The 18,829-nt window shown below is 37.8% G+C and carries 16 protein-coding genes; 9 read left to right on the top strand and 7 right to left on the bottom strand.

All coding sequences use genetic code 11. The annotated features are described in order from the left end of the window. Window positions 1–56: 56 nt before the first annotated feature. Entirely contained in the window at window positions 57–329 is a 273-nt protein-coding gene (locus EKM80_RS06445; RefSeq protein WP_125552299.1) for a hypothetical protein, read from the bottom strand. A gap of 142 nt (window positions 330–471) precedes the next feature. Here EKM80_RS06445 and EKM80_RS06440 point away from each other — a divergent pair, with 142 nt between their 5' ends. Both EKM80_RS06440 and EKM80_RS06435 read left to right on the top strand, forming a co-directional pair. Further along, a complete protein-coding gene (locus tag EKM80_RS06440; protein WP_125552298.1) occupies window positions 472–933 on the top strand; it encodes a CinA family protein in 462 nt (153 codons plus the stop codon). Window positions 934–1,062: 129 nt separating this feature from the next. Further along, entirely contained in the window at window positions 1,063–1,719 is a 657-nt protein-coding gene (locus EKM80_RS06435; RefSeq protein ID WP_125552297.1) for a DUF4867 family protein, read from the top strand. Window positions 1,720–1,754: 35 nt separating this feature from the next. Here the strand turns inward: EKM80_RS06435 and EKM80_RS06430 are convergent, their stop codons facing one another. Continuing rightward, a complete protein-coding gene (locus tag EKM80_RS06430) occupies window positions 1,755–2,219 on the bottom strand; it encodes a hypothetical protein (RefSeq protein ID WP_125552296.1) in 465 nt (154 codons plus the stop codon). Window positions 2,220–2,308: 89 nt separating this feature from the next. Here EKM80_RS06430 and EKM80_RS06425 point away from each other — a divergent pair, with 89 nt between their 5' ends. Then, complete coding sequence (locus EKM80_RS06425; RefSeq protein ID WP_125552295.1) at window positions 2,309–2,644, top strand: thioredoxin family protein; 336 nt, start codon at window positions 2,309–2,311, stop codon at window positions 2,642–2,644. Beyond that, a complete protein-coding gene (locus EKM80_RS06420) occupies window positions 2,637–3,155 on the top strand; it encodes a transcription repressor NadR (protein WP_125552294.1) in 519 nt (172 codons plus the stop codon). Before EKM80_RS06425 ends, EKM80_RS06420 begins: the two co-directional genes overlap by 8 nt. A gap of 56 nt (window positions 3,156–3,211) precedes the next feature. On the opposite strand, the gene EKM80_RS06415 is transcribed toward EKM80_RS06420, so the two are convergent. From EKM80_RS06415 to EKM80_RS06400, 4 genes are read right to left on the bottom strand one after another with little or no spacing between them, the layout of a single operon-like run. Next, window positions 3,212–4,756, bottom strand: a complete 1,545-nt coding sequence (locus EKM80_RS06415) for a glycoside hydrolase family 43 protein (RefSeq protein WP_125552293.1) — start codon at window positions 4,754–4,756, stop codon at window positions 3,212–3,214. Window positions 4,757–4,762: 6 nt separating this feature from the next. Further along, entirely contained in the window at window positions 4,763–5,431 is a 669-nt protein-coding gene (gene pgmB, locus EKM80_RS06410; RefSeq protein WP_125552292.1) for a beta-phosphoglucomutase, read from the bottom strand. A gap of 3 nt (window positions 5,432–5,434) precedes the next feature. Further along, a complete protein-coding gene (locus EKM80_RS06405; RefSeq protein WP_125552291.1) occupies window positions 5,435–8,242 on the bottom strand; it encodes an alpha-L-rhamnosidase in 2,808 nt (935 codons plus the stop codon). A gap of 9 nt (window positions 8,243–8,251) precedes the next feature. Further along, the gene (locus tag EKM80_RS06400) at window positions 8,252–9,955 is read right to left on the bottom strand and encodes a glycoside hydrolase family 3 protein (protein ID WP_125552290.1); all 1,704 of its coding nucleotides are present in this window, start codon (window positions 9,953–9,955) and stop codon (window positions 8,252–8,254) included. 340 nt (window positions 9,956–10,295) lie between these two features. Between EKM80_RS06400 and EKM80_RS06395 the strand changes: the two genes are divergently transcribed. Continuing rightward, window positions 10,296–11,309, top strand: coding sequence for an AraC family transcriptional regulator (locus tag EKM80_RS06395; protein ID WP_125552289.1), 1,014 nt, complete (start codon window positions 10,296–10,298; stop codon window positions 11,307–11,309). Between the two features lie 41 nt (window positions 11,310–11,350). On the opposite strand, the gene EKM80_RS06390 is transcribed toward EKM80_RS06395, so the two are convergent. Continuing rightward, window positions 11,351–12,373: an AraC family transcriptional regulator gene (locus EKM80_RS06390; protein WP_225418826.1), complete on the bottom strand. Its 1,023-nt coding sequence runs from the start codon at window positions 12,371–12,373 to the stop codon at window positions 11,351–11,353. Between the two features lie 70 nt (window positions 12,374–12,443). On the opposite strand from EKM80_RS06390, the gene EKM80_RS06385 reads away from it, so the two are divergent. The 4 genes from EKM80_RS06385 to EKM80_RS06370 all read left to right on the top strand — a co-directional run bounded on the left by EKM80_RS06385 (window position 12,444) and on the right by EKM80_RS06370 (window position 18,620). After that, a complete protein-coding gene (locus EKM80_RS06385) occupies window positions 12,444–14,828 on the top strand; it encodes a glycoside hydrolase family 2 TIM barrel-domain containing protein (protein WP_125552288.1) in 2,385 nt (794 codons plus the stop codon). Window positions 14,829–15,012: 184 nt separating this feature from the next. Beyond that, on the top strand, window positions 15,013–16,227 hold the full coding sequence (locus tag EKM80_RS06380; protein WP_125552287.1) for an MFS transporter: 1,215 nt from the start codon (window positions 15,013–15,015) through the stop codon (window positions 16,225–16,227). Between the two features lie 50 nt (window positions 16,228–16,277). Next, complete coding sequence (locus EKM80_RS06375) at window positions 16,278–17,249, top strand: alpha/beta hydrolase (protein ID WP_225418825.1); 972 nt, start codon at window positions 16,278–16,280, stop codon at window positions 17,247–17,249. A 93-nt stretch (window positions 17,250–17,342) separates the two neighbouring features. Then, window positions 17,343–18,620: an apiosidase-like domain-containing protein gene (locus tag EKM80_RS06370; protein ID WP_125552285.1), complete on the top strand. Its 1,278-nt coding sequence runs from the start codon at window positions 17,343–17,345 to the stop codon at window positions 18,618–18,620. The last annotated feature ends 209 nt before the right edge of the window (window positions 18,621–18,829 follow it).

The following is an 18,829-nucleotide window of genomic DNA, read 5'->3' as shown; positions in this document are numbered from 1 at the left end:
CGTCTGGTTAAATGTAAAAAATCTGTCGCTAAATTAATAGCGACAGATTTTTTTGCTTATTCGTGCTCAAGCTCTTCAGTAACAAAGCCTTTATCTTCATCTTCGTGCGCAGCGTCCTTGTTTTCATCATAAAGTAAGTGATCAAGCTGACTTTCTTCCTGATCGTTATTTTCATTTGGGTTCGGTACTGAATCTGGTGTTTCCTGCGGCGCTTTTGTGCCAGGTTCCATTGGATTATCATTTTGCTCGTCGTAGCTCATATTGCTATCAGCGGCACCACTGCGCTGTTCGTCCTGCTGAAAAGTTTCTTTGATCCGATCATCATCCATAAACGGTCACTTCCTTATTTCAGTTTTAGGTACAACTTCACTATATAAGCTAATGCAGCGGCGACGCAACTTTCATGCGTATTGTTTTGGCTTTGTACTTATATTTGTTACGTTAAAGGTAAAGCAATGGAGGTAGATCACGATGGATTTTTCGACTTTGGCACAACGCTTGACCGAACGCCACCTGACACTGACTAGTGCAGAAAGTTTGACCAGTGGCACATTTCAAAGCCAATTAGCTGCAACACCGCAGGCTAGTGACGTTTACCCCGGCGGCTTCATCACGTATGCGACCAGCGCTAAAACTAAAATCTTAGGCGTACCGGCGCCATTAATTGAAAAGTTTGGTGTGGTCAGTCCGGAGGTGGCCACAGAAATGGCTGCGCGGGCACGTAAAATAGCTGGAACTGATTATGCATTAGCTTTTACTGGTGTAGCTGGCCCAGCTGAATTAGATGGCGCAGCGGTGGGGACGGTATGTATTGGTTTAGTTGGACCGAAAATTAAGTTTGCTGCGACTTATCATTTTGCTGGCGAACCAGAAGAAGTGATGCAGTCTAGCTGTCAGGCGGGAATAGCGTTGTTGGCGGTGTATTTGCAGTGAGAGCTTAGGCAGACATTAAGTTGCTGGTTTGAGTATGAAGTGTGCTTGATAAGAAAGACTGATTTTAACCTCCATTTAAGCTAACCCGTCTATTCTAATGATATAGCTAATTAAAGGATAGGTGATACGATGTATGCAACGTTGAAGCAAACCAATTCTGATTTTACATTATTACCAGTAACTGCAGCGGCGTTTCAACAGTTCGGACAGATCATAACTAACATCGATGCGGCAGCTTTATTATCGGCCTTGAAGGCTAAGCCTATTCCGGAAACTGGTAATACGTACGTGGCGACAGATCAAACTTTAGAAAAAGTCGTTGCCAAAACAATGTTGCCAGCGCAGGTTTTTGGTGATCTACCAATTCAAGTCGGTTATTGTAACGGTCATAGCAGTCAATTGAACTGTCTAGAATGGCACCAGTCACCAGAAGTTAATGTGGCAACAACGGATATGGTGTTGTTTCTTGGTGATATACACCAACTTCAAGCTGATGCTCATTATCAAACTACTGATGTGACCGCATTTTTTGTTCCAGCTGGTGTGATGATCATGCTCTATGGTACGACGATGCATTTTGCGCCGTGCCAAACAACGCCGCACGGTTTTCAATGTATGGTTGCTTTACAACGTGGTATCAATACACCGTTAACCAACAAGTCACAAGTGCCGACGCTATTTCAGCGGGGAAAATGGCTGATTGCTCATCCCGCTAACACCAAATTCATTGAACAAGGTGCTTTTCCCGGGATTATTGGGCCTAATTATACGGTTAAATTAGCGTAAGCAAAAAGCGTCCAGCAATGGACGCTTTTATTTGTTTAGCGAACTTCAACCGCTACATCATTGGGGATGACTTTACGTAATTGCGTTAGTAAAGTTTCCATAGTTTGCGTGAAAACCAAGCTGATACGGCGATTGCGTTTAGTTTTAAAAATAGCGATGATTCGGATCCGGTTACCAGGAAGTGGCTGTTGCGTTAACGTGATCGTTTGCAGATCAGTGAACCGCACAGCCGTAGCGTAGAAAATACCATTAGTAATGATTCGCTCTGGTGTTAAGCCGCCGACACCAGAAATAATGTTGATCAAGATAAAGGCAGCAGTAAAGACGATATAGGACCAATCATTAATAACGTTGGTCGTCAGTAAAACGCCAAAAACAACGCCATAACCCAAGGACCAGTAATTATATTTCGCGCGAATGGTAATCTGTGATTGCCAAAAAATCGAAACGGCGGCACTGGCCAAAACCAGCACATTTAATACCCACCAAAAAATAGCCATTGAGTTGACTCCTTAAATTAGAATGTTTAAACTCATTATAACGTAGTTAACGCATCCACTGGTGAAAAAAGTGTGCGGAATTTAAGAAGGTGACAATTATCGCAAGTGAATTGAATGAAAACAACTTTTTGCCATTCGTTAAATCAGGAACAGTATTAGTCGATTTTTGGGCAGCCTGGTGTGTACCTTGTCAAAAAATGACCCCAATCTTATTGGCGTGTGAGCAGGCCTTACCCCAGTTAAGCGTTGGTCGTTTAAATGTGGACGATTACCCCCAACTGACTAAGAAATTACAAGTCCAAGGCTTGCCGACCTTGTTACTGTTTCAAAACGGCGAACCAGTTGCCCGAGTTAGTGGCTTTCAGCCTAAGGATCGGTTATTAGGCTATTTACAACATAGATTGGGGCGTGAACAACATGCTTAGTGGTGTTGAACGACGGACAAGAATTAAGGAACAATTACTAGCAGCACAGAAACCAATCAGTGCCAACTATTTTGCCGGCCAATTTAAAGTCAGCCGGCAAACGATTGTCGGCGATATTGCCTTACTCCGTGCTAGCGGTGAAGGTATCACCGCAGCCTTCAATGGTTATTTATATCGCAATGAGCAGGCTATATTTACCGGTAAAATTGTGTGTAAACATACGCCAGCCGAGACAGAAAATGAGCTAAGGTTGATTGTTGCCAACGGTGGCCAAGTACTTGACGTCACGGTAGCCCATGAGCTTTATGGTGAATTAACCGGCCAATTGAACCTAACTAATAATCAGGAGATCACACGGTTTATACACAATTACCAAAATAAGCAGGCACATCTATTATCCGAATTGACGGCAGGTATTCATTTGCATACGATCAGTTGTGCTGATGCCACACAGTTTGCTCTGATTAAGGAAAAATTGCAAGCTGCTGGTATTTTATATTCAGCGGATTAGGAAAAGAACGACAGTAACGGCGTTTTACACGCTACTGTCGTTCTTTTTTCTATCAATTAATCTGTGAGTGTCTTTCGTTCAGCCTGTTTAATGGCCAATTGTGCGTCACCAATAGCATAAAGACCTTGTATATCACCGGTATTAAGTGCAGCAATAGCTTCATTTGAAAAATGAAGGCTACTCGTTGTGAAACTAAATTCTTCACTTTTAGTGATAACACGAAAAGTCTTTGTATCTAGCTGGTTTGATACTTCAAAGACGGTTGGTAACTCTGTGGTGGTGCCTAACACTGTTGTAACCTCTAAATCGGCTACTTTTTGATAACGTGTGATTTTATAATTATTTTGTTTTTTTTCAACCAAGATTGCGGCATAGTGATCAGTGTTAATTAAACTAGCGATACCGATCTTCCCAGAATTAATAACAGTATTGGCGGAATCAAGTGTGATTTTAAAAAGTTCATGCTGTTCTGTTTGGCGTAAGCCGATAAACGCTGGTGTTGTTGCTTGGCTAAGTGTTGTTTCACGGCCGTGCAGTGTCAATACGCCATTATTAATAACTAGATCAGTGCCAAGACTATTACGTAAACTGATCCATTCTGGTGATAGTTGTTTGTGGTCAAAGGTATCAACAAATGATTTTAGTTTTTGGTGATGCGGTAGCACGGCTGCATGTTTAGGAAAATTAGTTAAATCGACTGTTTGACTGGGAATGCCATTATAAATTTGTGGCCAAGTATTATTCCAAGTTACAGGGTAGAGTAACGTTTCGCGGCCAAGATTTGTAATTTGGGTAAAGCCTACAGTTGCAGGGCGAGTACCTAAACAGGTTAGCCACCAGTTATCCTGTTGATCTTGAAATAAATCGGCATGCCCAATATTTTGCAGCGGCTCATCTGCACGATCGCGATTGGTGAAAATTGGATTGATATTATTGCTATCTTTAAAAGGCCCCCAAAGTGAGTCACTTTTAAAAATGGTGATCATGTGACCGACGCCAGTTCCACCTTCAGCGGTTAACAGATAATAAATTTGATTTTTTTTAATGATATGGGGTCCCTCAACATCACGGCCGCCAGTTCCATAGCTGATTACTTTTGGACCATGTAAAATAGTGCCATCAGTCAAATTAATTTCAACTTGTTGAATGGCTTTGGTACCAGACTTATCGATGTAGCCGGTGAATTGAACGAAAGTTTTACCAGCTTCAAAGTATAAATCGGGATCAATACCCATAATATCAAGTTCAACACGATTCTTATCCCAGCAGATTTCGCCAGCATCATTCAAAACGCCACGGATAATAAAGCTTTTGAATTCAGCAAAGTTAGTAGTGATGACATAAAAAGCGCCCGCAAAGTAGCGTATACAAACGGCAAAGATACCTTCATTTGATTTTGCTTGTGTTAAATCAGCCTGTGCTGTCGTGGTGACAACACTAGAAATAGGTTGCCAGTTCAATAAATCAGTACTTTTAGACAAGCTGATGCCAGGATAATATTCAAAGGTACTATTGACTAAATAATACGTATCAGCAACCCGTACAATACTAGGATCAGGACGCATACCACGTAAAATAGGATTAGTGTAAGTCGTCATCATGTAAATTCACTCCTTATGTGCTTCAATAAACGCTGTAGTAATAGTGTTGAAACTTAGTTTATCTGTATTATTAACAACAATGGTAGCTGCTTTTAGTTCAGTCGCGTTACCAATTGCGATAGCAGTAGCTCCACTCGTGTTAATTGCTGTTATACCAGCAATTGAATCTTCAAAGCCAACACAATCGATAGGGTCCAAACCTAAACTATTTGCTGCTGCGATAAAAATATCTGGTGCAGGCTTTCCGTGTTTTACTTGACTTGGATCTTCAATGGCAGCAAAATTATGCCGTAAACCTAGTTTATCTAAAATTAAAGGGCCGTTTTGACTAGCTGAGGCTAATGCCAAAGGAATATGGTTGACTCTCAAGTCATTGATCAGTCGAGTGATGCCAGGTAAAATATTTGTCGATGTTAATTCAGTTAAGAAGCTTTGATAAATGGTATTTTTTTCTGCTGCGAGTTGTATGAATTGTGTTGATGATACCTTAATTTCACAGAAATTAAGGATGGTCTGTAACGAATCGTTACGACTAACACCTTTAGTTTTGGTTTCTAATTCTAGCGGTAATTCGATTTTAAAGTGAGTGCGCATTAGTTGTTGCCAAGCCTTAAAATGTAAAATTGCAGTATCAGCAATGACACCATCTAAATCAAATAAAGCACCTTTAAACATTGATCAACCCTCCCGCTCACTTAAAAGTGGTGTATTGATTAGTAATTGATTAATTGTCGCTAAATTATTGGCAGGGATGTTAATAAAAGGTAATAAACTATTCAATTTGGTTAATGACATGTTTCCGAGCCCGCCTTTAACTGCATTGGGATCATTTTTGAAGAAGTCCAATACATTATCGATGGCTGAAATTTTATTAACTAATACTGAATCAGCCATAATTTCTGCAGCTGGTGTATCAGCAGTGTAGTGCTCAATGTAATTCATAGTTGGAATGTAACTAATATTGTAAGAGCCTGCTGTTAATTGAAAATCACCACCGAGCTTAGACTGATTATTAATAGTTACAGTTACGTTATCTGCTCGTGGTAATTCAACTTGAACAGTTGTACCGAATGGAATTGTCAATTTAATTTGAATAGTGTGTTTGCAATCAGCTTCAATTTGATAATTAACTTTGAAATCACCATAAGCTGTATCAAAATGTGCAGCGATATGTTTTAAACGATAATCAAAGTTAGGAGCAAATGTGAATGTTTTAAAACCAGCTGCATGTTGTTTAATACCGACCACATACTTATAGCCCCATTCCATGATTGCACCAATACTATAATGATTAAGTGAATTCATACCATCTGGGTTCATTGAACCATCAGTTTCAACTGAATTCCAACGTTCCCATACGGTAGTAGCACCCATATTTACCGCATATAACCAACTTGGGAAATCTTCTTGTAAGAAGATCTTGGTGGCCAACTTATGCTCGCCGTATTTTGATAAAACTTGGCAGATAAATGGTGTGCCTACAAAACCTGTTTTTAGATGATCATTGTCTTTGTTTAAGCGTGTAACTAAATCATGTAGCACACGTTTGATTTGAACTTCAGGAACCAGCTCAAAATATAATGCTAGGGCATAGGCCGTTTGCGTATCAACTGCTAATCGACCAGTAGCGGTGATATATTCATGTTGAATGGCAGATAAAATAGCATTGGCTTGGTGTTGGTATCTTGTTTGATCAGACACGTGACCCAAAATCTTAGCGGTATCAGCAACAATTTGACTTGAATAGTAATAATAAACTGAGGCAATAAAATCCTCATCCGTTTTGCCTGTTGGTAAGGCTGGATTTTCACCGTCTAACGCAATCCAATCACCAAATTGGAATGTACCAGTCCAAAGATTAGCTGTTTTTGAATTTTTAGTGATCCAATCGACCCAGGCATTCATGGTAGCGTAATTCTGTTTAAGAATTGCTGTATCACCATAAGTGGTATACATATTCCAAGGGATTACTGTCGCTGCGTCACCCCAAACTGCAGCGCCACCATCAGTTGTGCCCATGGCAGGGGCATACATTGGTACCATGCCATCAAAGCGGTTTTGCTCAATGGCAACATCTTGCATATATTTCTTGAAAAATTCGAAAACATCCATGTTGAAAGCAGCGGTGTTAGAAAAAATATCAGCATCGCCAGTCCAGCCTAAGCGCTCGTCACGTTGGGGACAATCAGTAGGGACATCGAAGAAGTTGCTTTTTTGGCTCCAAAGAATATTGGTAAATAAACGATTAACTTTAGTATTATCAGTAGTGATATCACCAGTTTTTGACATTTTAGAATGGATGACGCATGCGTGGTAATCAGCCAGCTTTAGCGGATTAGTGTTACCGCTCACTTTAACATAGCGATAACCGTAATACGTAAAATGCGGACGAACCCATTTTTCTTTACCGTCAGAAATATAGTCAAAGGTAGCACGAGCATCACGTAAATTGCCACGATAGAAATTACCTTTTTGTAAAATTTCACCCATTTGAAAAGTGATTTTTGTACCTTTAGGTTCACGATTATAGAATTCTAACCAGCCAGCTTGATTTTGACCAAAGTCTAAAACTTGTTCGTTGGCGGGCGTAGTTAGAATTTTTTGAACAGGAAGCTGTTCGTTGATTGTTAATGGCAAACTGAGTCGATCTTGTAAAATTGTTTTACTTTGTTTCAGAACAGTGACGTATTGCCAAGCACTTGGTTGTAAAGTGTCATCTAAATCCTCGCCATAATAAATTGCGGACTTGGTGATGTTACCAGCAGTTGTTTGCCATGAAGAATCTGTATTGATGATAACGGTTGTTCCATCAGTATAAGTAATATGCAATTCGCCAATAGTCATTTGTTGGTCACCATAGATTTTATCTTGGCCACCGTCAAATCCGTAGCGACCCTTATACCAACCATCAGCGGTTGAAATCATTAATTCATGGTTACCGATGGTGAGGTTAGCTGTGACATCATAAGTTTGAATCTGTACCAAATGGTCATATGCGGTAATACCGGGTGCTAAATATTCATCACCAATTTTTTGATTATCCAAATAAGCTTCATAAAGGCCTAAACCAGTTACATAAAAGCGTGCTGATTTAATCGCTTTGTCTAGTGATATTTCTTTCTTAAATAACGTATTTTGAATATTTTTGTCCGCATTGCCAATCCAATCAGCTGTGAAAGATTCGTTTAATTTACCGGTTTCAAAAAAGGTTTTTGCTGAGGTAGTCTCACTTGGCGTATTAATAGTGACTTGAACAAAATAACGAGTGCGCGGGTTCAAAGTTAAGTTAACATCAAAATAGTTATTGTCGTAAGGCAGTTGATCGGTTTGGTAAACAGGGGTAGTTTGATCAGTTGTCCAAATGGTTAATTGTTTAGTGATCTTAACAAATTTAGTTGCAGCTAGTTTAAATTCAATGCGCAAGTCATTTAATTGAAAGCCAATTGGCTCATGCATATGGTTAACTAAAATCTGAGTAATATTCATTATATCCTCCTATAAACGTGTTAATGGATCACCACAAAATGGGTCAACTGGATTAATACCAGTAAAAGCCTCTTGACCAGTCACTTTACGTAAAATTGCAGCGATGCTGGAACTATTACCGGTATAAGCGTTAATGAACGTAGAAACATTAGGTATGTCAAATAAATGATAAGGATTAGCTGTGGAGACAAAGACGGTAGGGATACTCTTCATGAACCACGGCGCATCAGCAGCCATTAAATGAATCCAATCCAAACGAGTTGTTGTCTGGTTACTAGCTGTTTCCACATTAGCTACATAGAATGCTAAATCAAATTTTTGTTCCAAATCGGCGACGCCTTCTTCAAAAACTTCATGGAAATTCAAATTTTTTCGATTGAATAATTGAACGGTAAAACCTAATTTTTCAAGTCCAAGTTTAAACTTTTCGGTGACGTGACCACCTTCTTTAAACCCACCATCATCAGAATCACCTAAAACAACTAATCGAATTCGTGGGTATTTTTGTGGAGTAATTGGTAGTAATTGATCGCGGTCTTTAACTAACGTGACCGATTTTTTAGCAACAGCATCAGCTAATGCCAAATGCTGCTGGCTATTCAAGTTAAGCTCAGTTGGTGGTGTCAGTCTTAATTGTCCTGTGGTATCCATGACGCCTTGTGCTACTTTAGTACCTAAGATTCGTGTAACTGCTTCATCAACACGCGCCATTTTTAAGGTGCCATTTGCAATGGCTTCATGAATAAAACGATAATCTTCATCGATATTTTTATTGAATAAAATCATATCAATACCTGCATTGATAGTTGCTGGTAATAAATTTTGACGTGGCATGGTAACGTTATAACCGAGCATTGGTGTTGCGTCAGTTATAACAAGACCGTTGAACTTGAGTACTTTCCGTAATAAACCATCAATTAATAGTTTTGAACTTGATGCTGGTAATAAATCTTTATCTTCGATTCCGGGGTTCAATTTTCGCTCCCACGCGGGTTGCATAATATGACCCACCATAACTCCAGGTGCGCCTGCTTTGATTAAATGATGATAGATTTCACCGTAAGAAGTCATCCAATCCTCAGCGGAAAGTGAATTGATTGAACTTAATAAATGCTGGTCACGTTCATCAACGCCATCACCAGGGAAATGTTTGATAATAGGAATAATCTGGCTGTCTTGTAATCCTTTAACTTCCGCATCACTCATTTTAATAACCCGTGCTTTGTTGCTGCCAAAAGTTCTTGTGTTCATAATTGGATTACGGAAATTATTATCAATGTCTACGATTGGAGCAAATGACATATTACCGCCCACTTGAAAGGCCTCACTACCAGCAACGTTTCCTAATTGATAGGCACTGTTGGGATCATCAGTGGCCGCCATTTGTAGAGGCATGCCAAACCAGGTGCCTTCTTGAATTAATCCGTTACCACCAGATTCTAAGTTGGCAGCGAAGAACATTGGTACTTTACTAGATTGCTGCGCAGTATTAATTTCACGTTTGATTTTTGGGGCTGTATCTGGTCGATACATCATGCCGCCTGGTTGATACTTATGGATAAATTCTGGGATATCAACACTATCTTCGTCTTGACCAATCACAAAAAATAATTGACCGACTTTTTCATCAACGCTCATGTTTTGTAGTTTATTTTTGATGTACGTAATTTGTTCAGCATTTAAATTATAGGGTTTTTTTGCTAAATCTATCATATTTTTTCCTCCTAAAATGTCTACAGCATTCTGTTCACGCTTTCATTCTAATTCAACAAAATAGGTAAGACTATTGTGAAATCGAATATAATATATGTCTATTTCTCATATGTTTAGTGAAATAATGTATACTGAAAGCTAAATAGGTTACAATGCATATTGAAAATAGTGGTTGGGTACAGCAACTATGATTAGTGGAATTTAGATTTTTATTTGTTTAGACAATGTGTAATTATATCTAACCTCATTCTAGCTATTTAGCGGCATTACTGTAATTAGTTTTAGCGATATAGTCCTATTGAAAACTATGATTTTCCAACTTTCAAATGAGGGTGAGAAGTTGAATACTGAAATTTTAGAATTACTACGTAAAAATAATTTTCCACGCGATTGGGATAAATTGGCACCAGAAATGCATCCACGAATTGCAAGTTATTTCGGGAAGGAACCTATTTATGAGTTTTTCTATACCTTGGACGACTCTTTAGAAGTTAATCCACATTCAATTGCAATTTCAGTACAACCAGTCGATTCATATATTCCATTTCATTTACATGATTATGTTGAAATGGTTGTTCCGTTGCTTGGTGAATGCATGATTATCACAAAGCATGAGCGGATAAAAGTTAAGCAAAATGATATTATTGTGATTGGTAATCGAACGCCACACCGAGTTGAAAAGATTGATAATAGTTGTATAGTAATTAATTTGGCCTTAAAAGGGACAGCCTTCTCTTTAAATGATTTTAATTTCATGCGTCAAGTTGGAAATATTCAAAGTATTTCTACTATGCTTTTCTCATTATTGTCTGATGAAGATTTAGGTGATAATAACTATAGTTTGTTTGAAACCAAACATGATCGTAAAATCAATGATACGATTTACGATATTATCCAAGAGTATTACTATCCAGATAGTCAAACTAATCAGATCATTCGATTTGAGATCCTAACTTTGTTTTCACGCTTGATTCGAGTGGCTTCTAATAATGAAAAAATCGTTAAAAAGTCAGTTAGTACCTCATCTAATTTGTTGTCGTTATTGTTATATATTGAAGAACACTACGCAACGATCACGTTAGATGAAATGTCCCAATACTTTGGTTTTAATCCAAACTATCTGTCGTCGTATCTAAAAAAACAAACGGGGCTCACCTTTATTAAGTTAGTTCATCTCCAACGAATAAACGTTGCGGCTGAATACTTAACCTTTACGAATGCACCTATTGAACAAATTGCCGTTAAAGTTGGTTATGAGAATCCTTCATATTTCTATAAAATATTTCGCAAGAGCTTAAAACTATCACCGAAAGAGTATCGTGATGAAAACCGCACAGAAAAGCAGATGCCATGATTAAAACCTCACTGGAGTTTGACCAAACTTCAGTGAGGAACTCAATCAATAGTATCTGCTTTTTTTGACGTATCACGATATTTTTTAGGCGAGCACCCAACCTGTTTTTTGAAAAACTGGAAAAAATAAGTTTCATTACTAAACCCAAGCTTTTCAGCAATTGAATGAATAGGCAAATCAGTAGATATCAATAAGTTTTCAGCGTTTTTGGTGCGAATTTTTTGAGCATAATTTGAAATAGTTTTACCTGTTTGTTTTTTTAATAAGCGATTCAAATATTCCGCATTATAATGTAGCGCTTGTTCAATGTTTTGGCGGGTGACATTACCATAATGATGCTCAATTTGATAAATAACTCGATTAACTAAAAAAGCTTCTTTTGTGGAATCTAAGTCAAATTCTTGCATAGTGAAACGCTTAGAATTTTCAAAAGCCGCTAATAAACGCAGAACAAGGCCTTTTTGCAAGTACTTTTTACCAATTTTATTTGTGGCTAGTTCTTGTTGTAGGGAGTCAAATAGAATTTTTACGACTTTATTTTCAGTTGGTAGGTTCTTAGTGAATTGAATATAACGACGTTGCCACTCATTCTCTGATTGTAAGCTTTGTTTTAAAAAGGAAAATAGTGGCCCTTTTTCGTCTATATTTTTTAATAATTCATTTAAGAATGTTACTGATAAATTTAAGAAAACAACTGAACAAGCGGGATCAAGGCGCTCAAAGTGGGCCATCTGCGGATTTAACAAACAAGCATCACCAGCGCTAAAAAGGAATTCTTTGTCACCTAAAACATTGGTTAGTTGCCCACTGAGAATATATAATAATTCGAAATCCTTATCTTGATGCAGAACCTGATAATCTGCTGCCTCAAAGCTATCAAGTTTGTTATCAGTCACCATTGTATAGAGAACTTTTTTAATTTTTTTACGTTTATAAAACAAGGATAAAGGTAGGTTAGTCGCTATTCTTGGATAATCAGCTGAATAATGACTGTTCAGATTATTAAACGGTTGGCAGTCCATTTTATCATCTCCATAAGTTGGATAATTATAGTTTTTCACCATAAATTGTCGACATAGTTGATTATAACAAAATTAGTAAGCGGATAGAATAATGGCAGAGAGGTGAAAGCGCATGCGAAAACAATATTTATTAAATAAAGATTGGTTATTTCATTATGGTGAAATCAAAGAACCTTTGAAGATTGCCAAGAAGGCTCATGCATTAGGTGGGCTTACAAGTCCATTACCTGAAGAAAATGGCGAGCGAGTTATCACCAGTGCAGGCGGTGATTATTTTCTGAAATTAATTGCACAAGGTGATGAACAAATTGGATTACGTAATTTGGCCAATACCGATTTGGACAGCTCGTTAAATGAATCATGGCAGAAGGTTACATTACCACATGATTGGAAAGTAGCACAGCCATTTAAAGATGAACCACAAAATTTAATGAGCGGCTCTAAGCCAGATAACATTAGTTATTATCGGCGTGCTTTCGATCTTAAGAAAGATTTATTTAAGAATAATCGGGTTATTTTACATTTTGCTGGCATTATGGGGCTGGCTGATTTCTGGCTAAATGGCGCTTATTTAGGACAGAATATCAGTGGCTATACAGCTAAGGATTTTGATATTACTGAAATGGCTCATTATGGCAGTGAAGGTAGTAATACGCTACTGATCAAAGTGGATACCACTGTTGGTCATGAGGGCTGGTGGTACGAAGGTGCGGGAATTTATAAAGATGTTTGGCTTGAAGTTATACCTAATTTGCAAGTTGTTACTGATAGTTTACATGTTTTCACTAAGGCCGCAACGCTGGATAAGGCAACAATTCAAGTTGATTTTACTGTGAAAAATTATGCAGTTGCGGCGACAGTTACGCCACAGGTTGTCATTTTTGGGCAACAAAAGGACTTAAGCAAGTCAGTGATTGCAAATAATCAAACCCAAAATTATACGGCTACATTTGAAATTGAACAACCTGAGCTGTGGACGCCAGAAACACCTAAACTTTATAAATTGAAGGTATTAGTTGGTACCGACATACTCATCCAAGAGTTTGGTATTCGAACATTTGCTTATGATACTAAAGGCTTTTACCTAAACCATCAGCAGTATGAATTACATGGTGTTTGCGAACATCAAGATTTCGCCGGTGTTGGTATTGCTTTGACGCAAGACATTATTGATTATAAGTTGCAAATATTGAAAGAAATGGGTATCAATGCGATTCGGAGTACCCATCATTTTGCTTCAAACGAATTATTAACTGCATGTGATCGACTTGGAATGTTGGTTATTGACGAAAATAGATTGTTGGAGAGTACACCTTGGCGGGTAGCTGAATTGGAAAAAATGATCAAAAAATCCAGAAATCATGCAAGTATTGCCTTTTGGTCAATTGCTAATGAAGAGGTAACTGGTAATACGTCATTGGGTAGTCGTGTGGCGCAAAAGCTAGTCACTACAATTAAGGCTTTAGATAAAGAGCGATTAGTCATTTCTGCCGAATTATTAAACCCAGAAGGTATTGTTGACGAAGACTATCTGAGTAATTTAGACGTGTTAGGTGTTAACTATCCAGAAGCTGGTGTGATGGGTCCAGGAGCTAAATTAATCAAAGAGAATTATCCTAATTTATCATTGCTGAGTACAGAAAATGCATCGTACTTTTCTACCCGCGGTGTTTATAAAGACAATGGCAAAAAACAACAGTGTAATAATTTTGGATCTATGTACTCAATGGTATTGCCAGGAAAGCGGCAACCGAACGATCCGGGTGTTGGTGGTACCGCACGACCAGAAGAAGTGATGGCTTATTTAAAAGAACACTCTTATATGGGAGGTGTTTTCCTCTGGTCTGGTTTTGACTACTTTGGCGAACCGTCACCATTTGGTTTTCCAGCTATTAGCTCTCAATTCGGTATTGTTGATACTTGTGGGTTTAAGAAGGATTATTTCTACTATTATAAGGCTCATTGGACTAAAAAACCATTTGTCCATGTGATGCCACACTGGAATCAAACGGGGTTGGATATTGATAGCAATGGTAACGTTGCTGTGCGTGCATTTAGTAACTTAGCTGAAGCAGAATGTTTTATTAATGGTAAAAGTTTTGGTCGTAAGCTAGTTGTTGATTGTCGGGTTGATTGGACGGTACCTTATCAGGTTGGGGAATTAAAAATAGTTGCCTATGGTGATAATGATGTGACCGCACATACAATTAAAATAACCAGTGATGAATTAAAAACTGTTACAACAACCTTATTATTTGATGGTGAAAATGAACAATTATACGCATTAAAAGCTTTGGATAAAAATGCACACTTTGTGCCAACTTGTAACCAGAAAGTGACGCTTTCAGTTACAGGTGGCAGAATTTTAGGGCTGGGTAATGGTGATCCGGCAGATATTTCTGATTTTAGCTTATCGACAATTAATTTATTTAATGGTAAGGCTTTGATGATTGTTGAAAAAAATGCTGAACCAGTTACGATACAAGTATCCTGTTAGTTCAAATGGTATTTTTAAAAGCATCATTAGTCATATTTTTGATAAAGCTCGAGTTAGTTTCTATCTAGGAAATGAACATAGAACAAGTGGATTTTGGATATGGTGGCATTACTATTCAAAATCTATACTGAAAGTATGAATTGAAAGCGTAATCAAAAACGTCATTTTGGAGAGGTAGATAAATATGAACAAGAAAAAACTATCGTTAGCTGTTGGGATCTTAAGTATGAACTTGTTATTAATGTCATCTTCAGTTGTGAGTGCAGCAATTGCAGCAATTGCTAAATCATTTCCTAGTGAGCCAATTTCAAAAGTACAATTATTGAGTACGATTCCACAATTTGGGCAAATTTTAGCTACTTTACTATTTACCTGGTTAACTTACAAATTAACACGTAAGAATATTGGGATTGTGGCCGTTTTAGTAGTAATTGTAAGCGGTTTGTTACCAGCCTTTATTCATAGTAATTTGAATATTATTTTAGCTAGTATGATTGCTTTAGGTTTTGGTATTGGATTAATTAGTAATGTTGGTCCAGTCTTGTTACAAGAACACTTTGAAGGCGAAGAAAGAGCGTCAGTCATGGGTTGGGCAATGGGCTTCAACAATATTGGTATGATGGCTTTTACTGGTATCGGTGGTGTTTTAGGCGGTACTAATTGGCATAATTTATTCTGGATTTATAGTGTTGCAGTAGTGATTTTAATTGCTTTCTTTATTATGGTGCCACAGGATGCCAAGATTAGCAGTGAGAAAAATAAGAATACCGACCAGAGCTTTATTTCAACTATTAAAAATCTAAGCGGACTTGTTTATATTGTTTTGGTGATTACTTTTGTCACTTCATTAGCAATTATGGTATTTATGTCTAATCAATCAATTTTATTAGCTGGAAAAGGCTATGGTACTGCATATACTGGTCTTGTTACTGCTATCGGTAATATTGGTGGGATCTTAACCGCGTTTGGTTTAAAGTATATTCGTAAAATGACGAAAGCTAATACAATGGCTTGGGGGTTTGTTGCATTTGCTTTATCGTATATCTGCATAGTTTTCTTTAATAATATGCCGTTGCATATCTTAGGCAACATGTTCTCTGGTATGGGAATTGTCATGGTTAATGCAACAATACCATTTGAGCTATCTGTATTAGCTGATCATAGGCAGTTTCCTGTTGTCATTGCAATGAATACCTTAACCAGCGCTGTGGCGGGTGCAATTTCTCCTATGCTTTTAGCGATTGCGCATATTAGTGCAGGAACTAATTCATTTATTGCTGGTATTGTTCTCAGTGTCGTAGTAGCCATTTTATTATTAGTTACTCGGTTAGGTTCACGAGTCGAAAAACAGCACAAACATCAAGTTAGTGCTGGTAAGTTGGAAGCCCAAAAAGTCTAAATTTTATTGAATCGTTCATGTCATTGATTGTACAGATTGAGGTGTGTTTTTTGAAAATTAAGTCATTTAAACTTAACCAAGATAAAGAATCAAGCGCTACTGTTACGGCATATCTATTGGCTAATTCAGCAGAAATGTTACGCGGGAAAAGGCGTCCCGCAATTATTATTAATCCAGGTGGCGGATACTTTAGTTGTTCTGATCGTGAAGCAGAACCGGTTGCGATGTATTTTGCTTCTTTAGGTTACCAAACGTTTGTTTTACGTTATACTACCTACAGTCAATCTGGCTTAGCAATGCCGGATTTATCCCAACCATTGCCAGTTAATAGAGCCAGTTTATTTCCTAGACAATTATTGGAATTAGGTCAAACAATGTTACTGGTGAAAGCACACGTTGATGAATGGTATGTAGATCCGGATAAAATTATTGTTTGCGGATTTTCTGCAGGTGGGCATAATGCAGCACTTTATGCCACACGTTGGCAAGATGATTTGATTGCTGGCCCGCTAAATGTGGAACCAGAGCAATTAAGACCGGCTGCTTGTATTGTAGGTTATCCCCTGACAGATTATAATTTGGTCCAGCAGGAATTAGAAAATAAAACTAATCCAATGGATATTGCCTTCATGAAGGCTTCTAATGTTGCTTTGTTAGGTGAAGAAACACCAAATAAAGAACTTTTAGATGAAGTTAGTCCAACTGAACATATTTCAACGAACACACCACCAATGTTTATTTGGGCGACAGCTACTGATCCTCTGGGAACTGCACGACAGGCACTGAGATTGGCTGATGATTTGGCACAACACAAGATTGATTACGAGGTTCATATCTTTGGCGAGGGTGGACACGGATTAAGCCTGAGTACACAAGCTTCTGCTGGGGCATTATCTGACGTTTCAGATTACGTCGCTCAATGGACAAGTTTGTGCGCGAAATGGCTAACAGAAAGATTCCCTATAGCGTTACCGAAACTCAGTGCTTTTGAGCAGATGAAATTAGATAATGGAAAAATCTAGGATAATAGCTAAAATCATTATGGTCTAACTGTGGTTGTAAGAAAGTGAATTTAAAGAAATCAAATTTGTGTAATAATTAGGGAGAAGAAAATAATGTTAGCGATACAAGGACATCAGCTGTTAATGAATGGTAAACATTTCTTCTATCAAGCTGATACATGTTGGAGTGCATTTACTAATACGACATTAGAAGAATGGAATTATTATTTAGATTATCGAAAAAAACAAGGTTTTAACGTTATTCAAATTAATATTCTCCGCCAATGGGATGCCAGTACATCGCCATTAGATTTTCAGCCATTTCCGTTAACTGGTGACCAAACTAAGTATGAATATGATTTCAAACATATTAACGATGTATATTTTGACCGTGCAGAAAAAATGTTGCAGGCTGTTATTGATCATCATATGATACCGGCGCTAGTATTGTTGTGGTCAAATTATGTTCCTGGAACATGGCCAAAACAATTTTCTAAGAATAATTTATTTCCATATGAATTACTAGAATCGTACGTTTCCTATGTTACCGAGCGATTTAAACAATACCATCCCATCTATTATGTTTCTGGAGATACTGATTTTCCTGATGTAGCGATTAAATATTATCAAAAAGTTTTAGATACAGCGCGTCAACATGATCCGAATGCATTATATTCCTTCCATATTCAAGGTACGTTAGCTTCAATTCCAAGCCAATTCTCAAATCAGATTGATTTTTTTACTTATCAATCAGGGCATGATCCGAAAAGCCAAGATACTGCTTATAAAATTCCTTTAAAATTACGTGCAAAAGGTTATACTGGTCCAATCATTGATTCTGAACCTTGCTATGAGCAAATTACTATCAGTGGAGAGCAGATGTATCAAGAGCGCTTCTCAGCGCGTGATGTGCGCCGGGCTGCTTGGAGTGCTGTATTATCAGGAGCTGATGCAGGAATTACGTATGGTGCGCATGGAATTTGGATGTGGCAGCGGTTCGGTGAGACGTTCGGTTTTGGCGGTGACTCAGGATTTGATCAGTCTGCGGACTGGCGAGATGCGCTACACTTTACTGGTGCTAATGATATTCATTATTTGAGTGACATAATGCGCTATGTATTTCCAAATGGACTTGAGCCATGTGCTATTAAATTGAAACATACGTCTGATATTCGGATAGCATGTGATTCTTTTAAGAAACGGTATGTAATTTTTTTACCAAGTAATACTGAAATCAATGTGGCAGCACTTGATTTAAAAACTAAAGAAATAAAGGTTACAGCAATTGATCTTGCGCAACGTTTTTCTTATGAGTTGTTTCCACAATCTAATGGAAATTTACCAATTAGTCCGGCACAAGAAGATTCATTATTGATTATTGAACTAAAATAAAGCAGCCAGGTTAGTGACGTTGATTATGTTTCGTCAGGGAAAAAATCACATAGTGGTGATTATGATCTACCAGAATTATTTGCTTGGATCGATAATCTTTGCCGATAAAAAAACAGCACTAACTCGACTGAATTAGCACTGTTGATCAAGAACATAAGGCTCTTTGTCAAATCCTGTTGATAGCTAATTTTGGACAGAACTGGAAGTTA

Source organism: Loigolactobacillus jiayinensis (genome assembly GCF_003946445.1).
GTDB lineage: Bacteria > Bacillota > Bacilli > Lactobacillales > Lactobacillaceae > Loigolactobacillus > Loigolactobacillus jiayinensis.
This window is presented reverse-complemented; position numbering and strand designations above follow the sequence as displayed.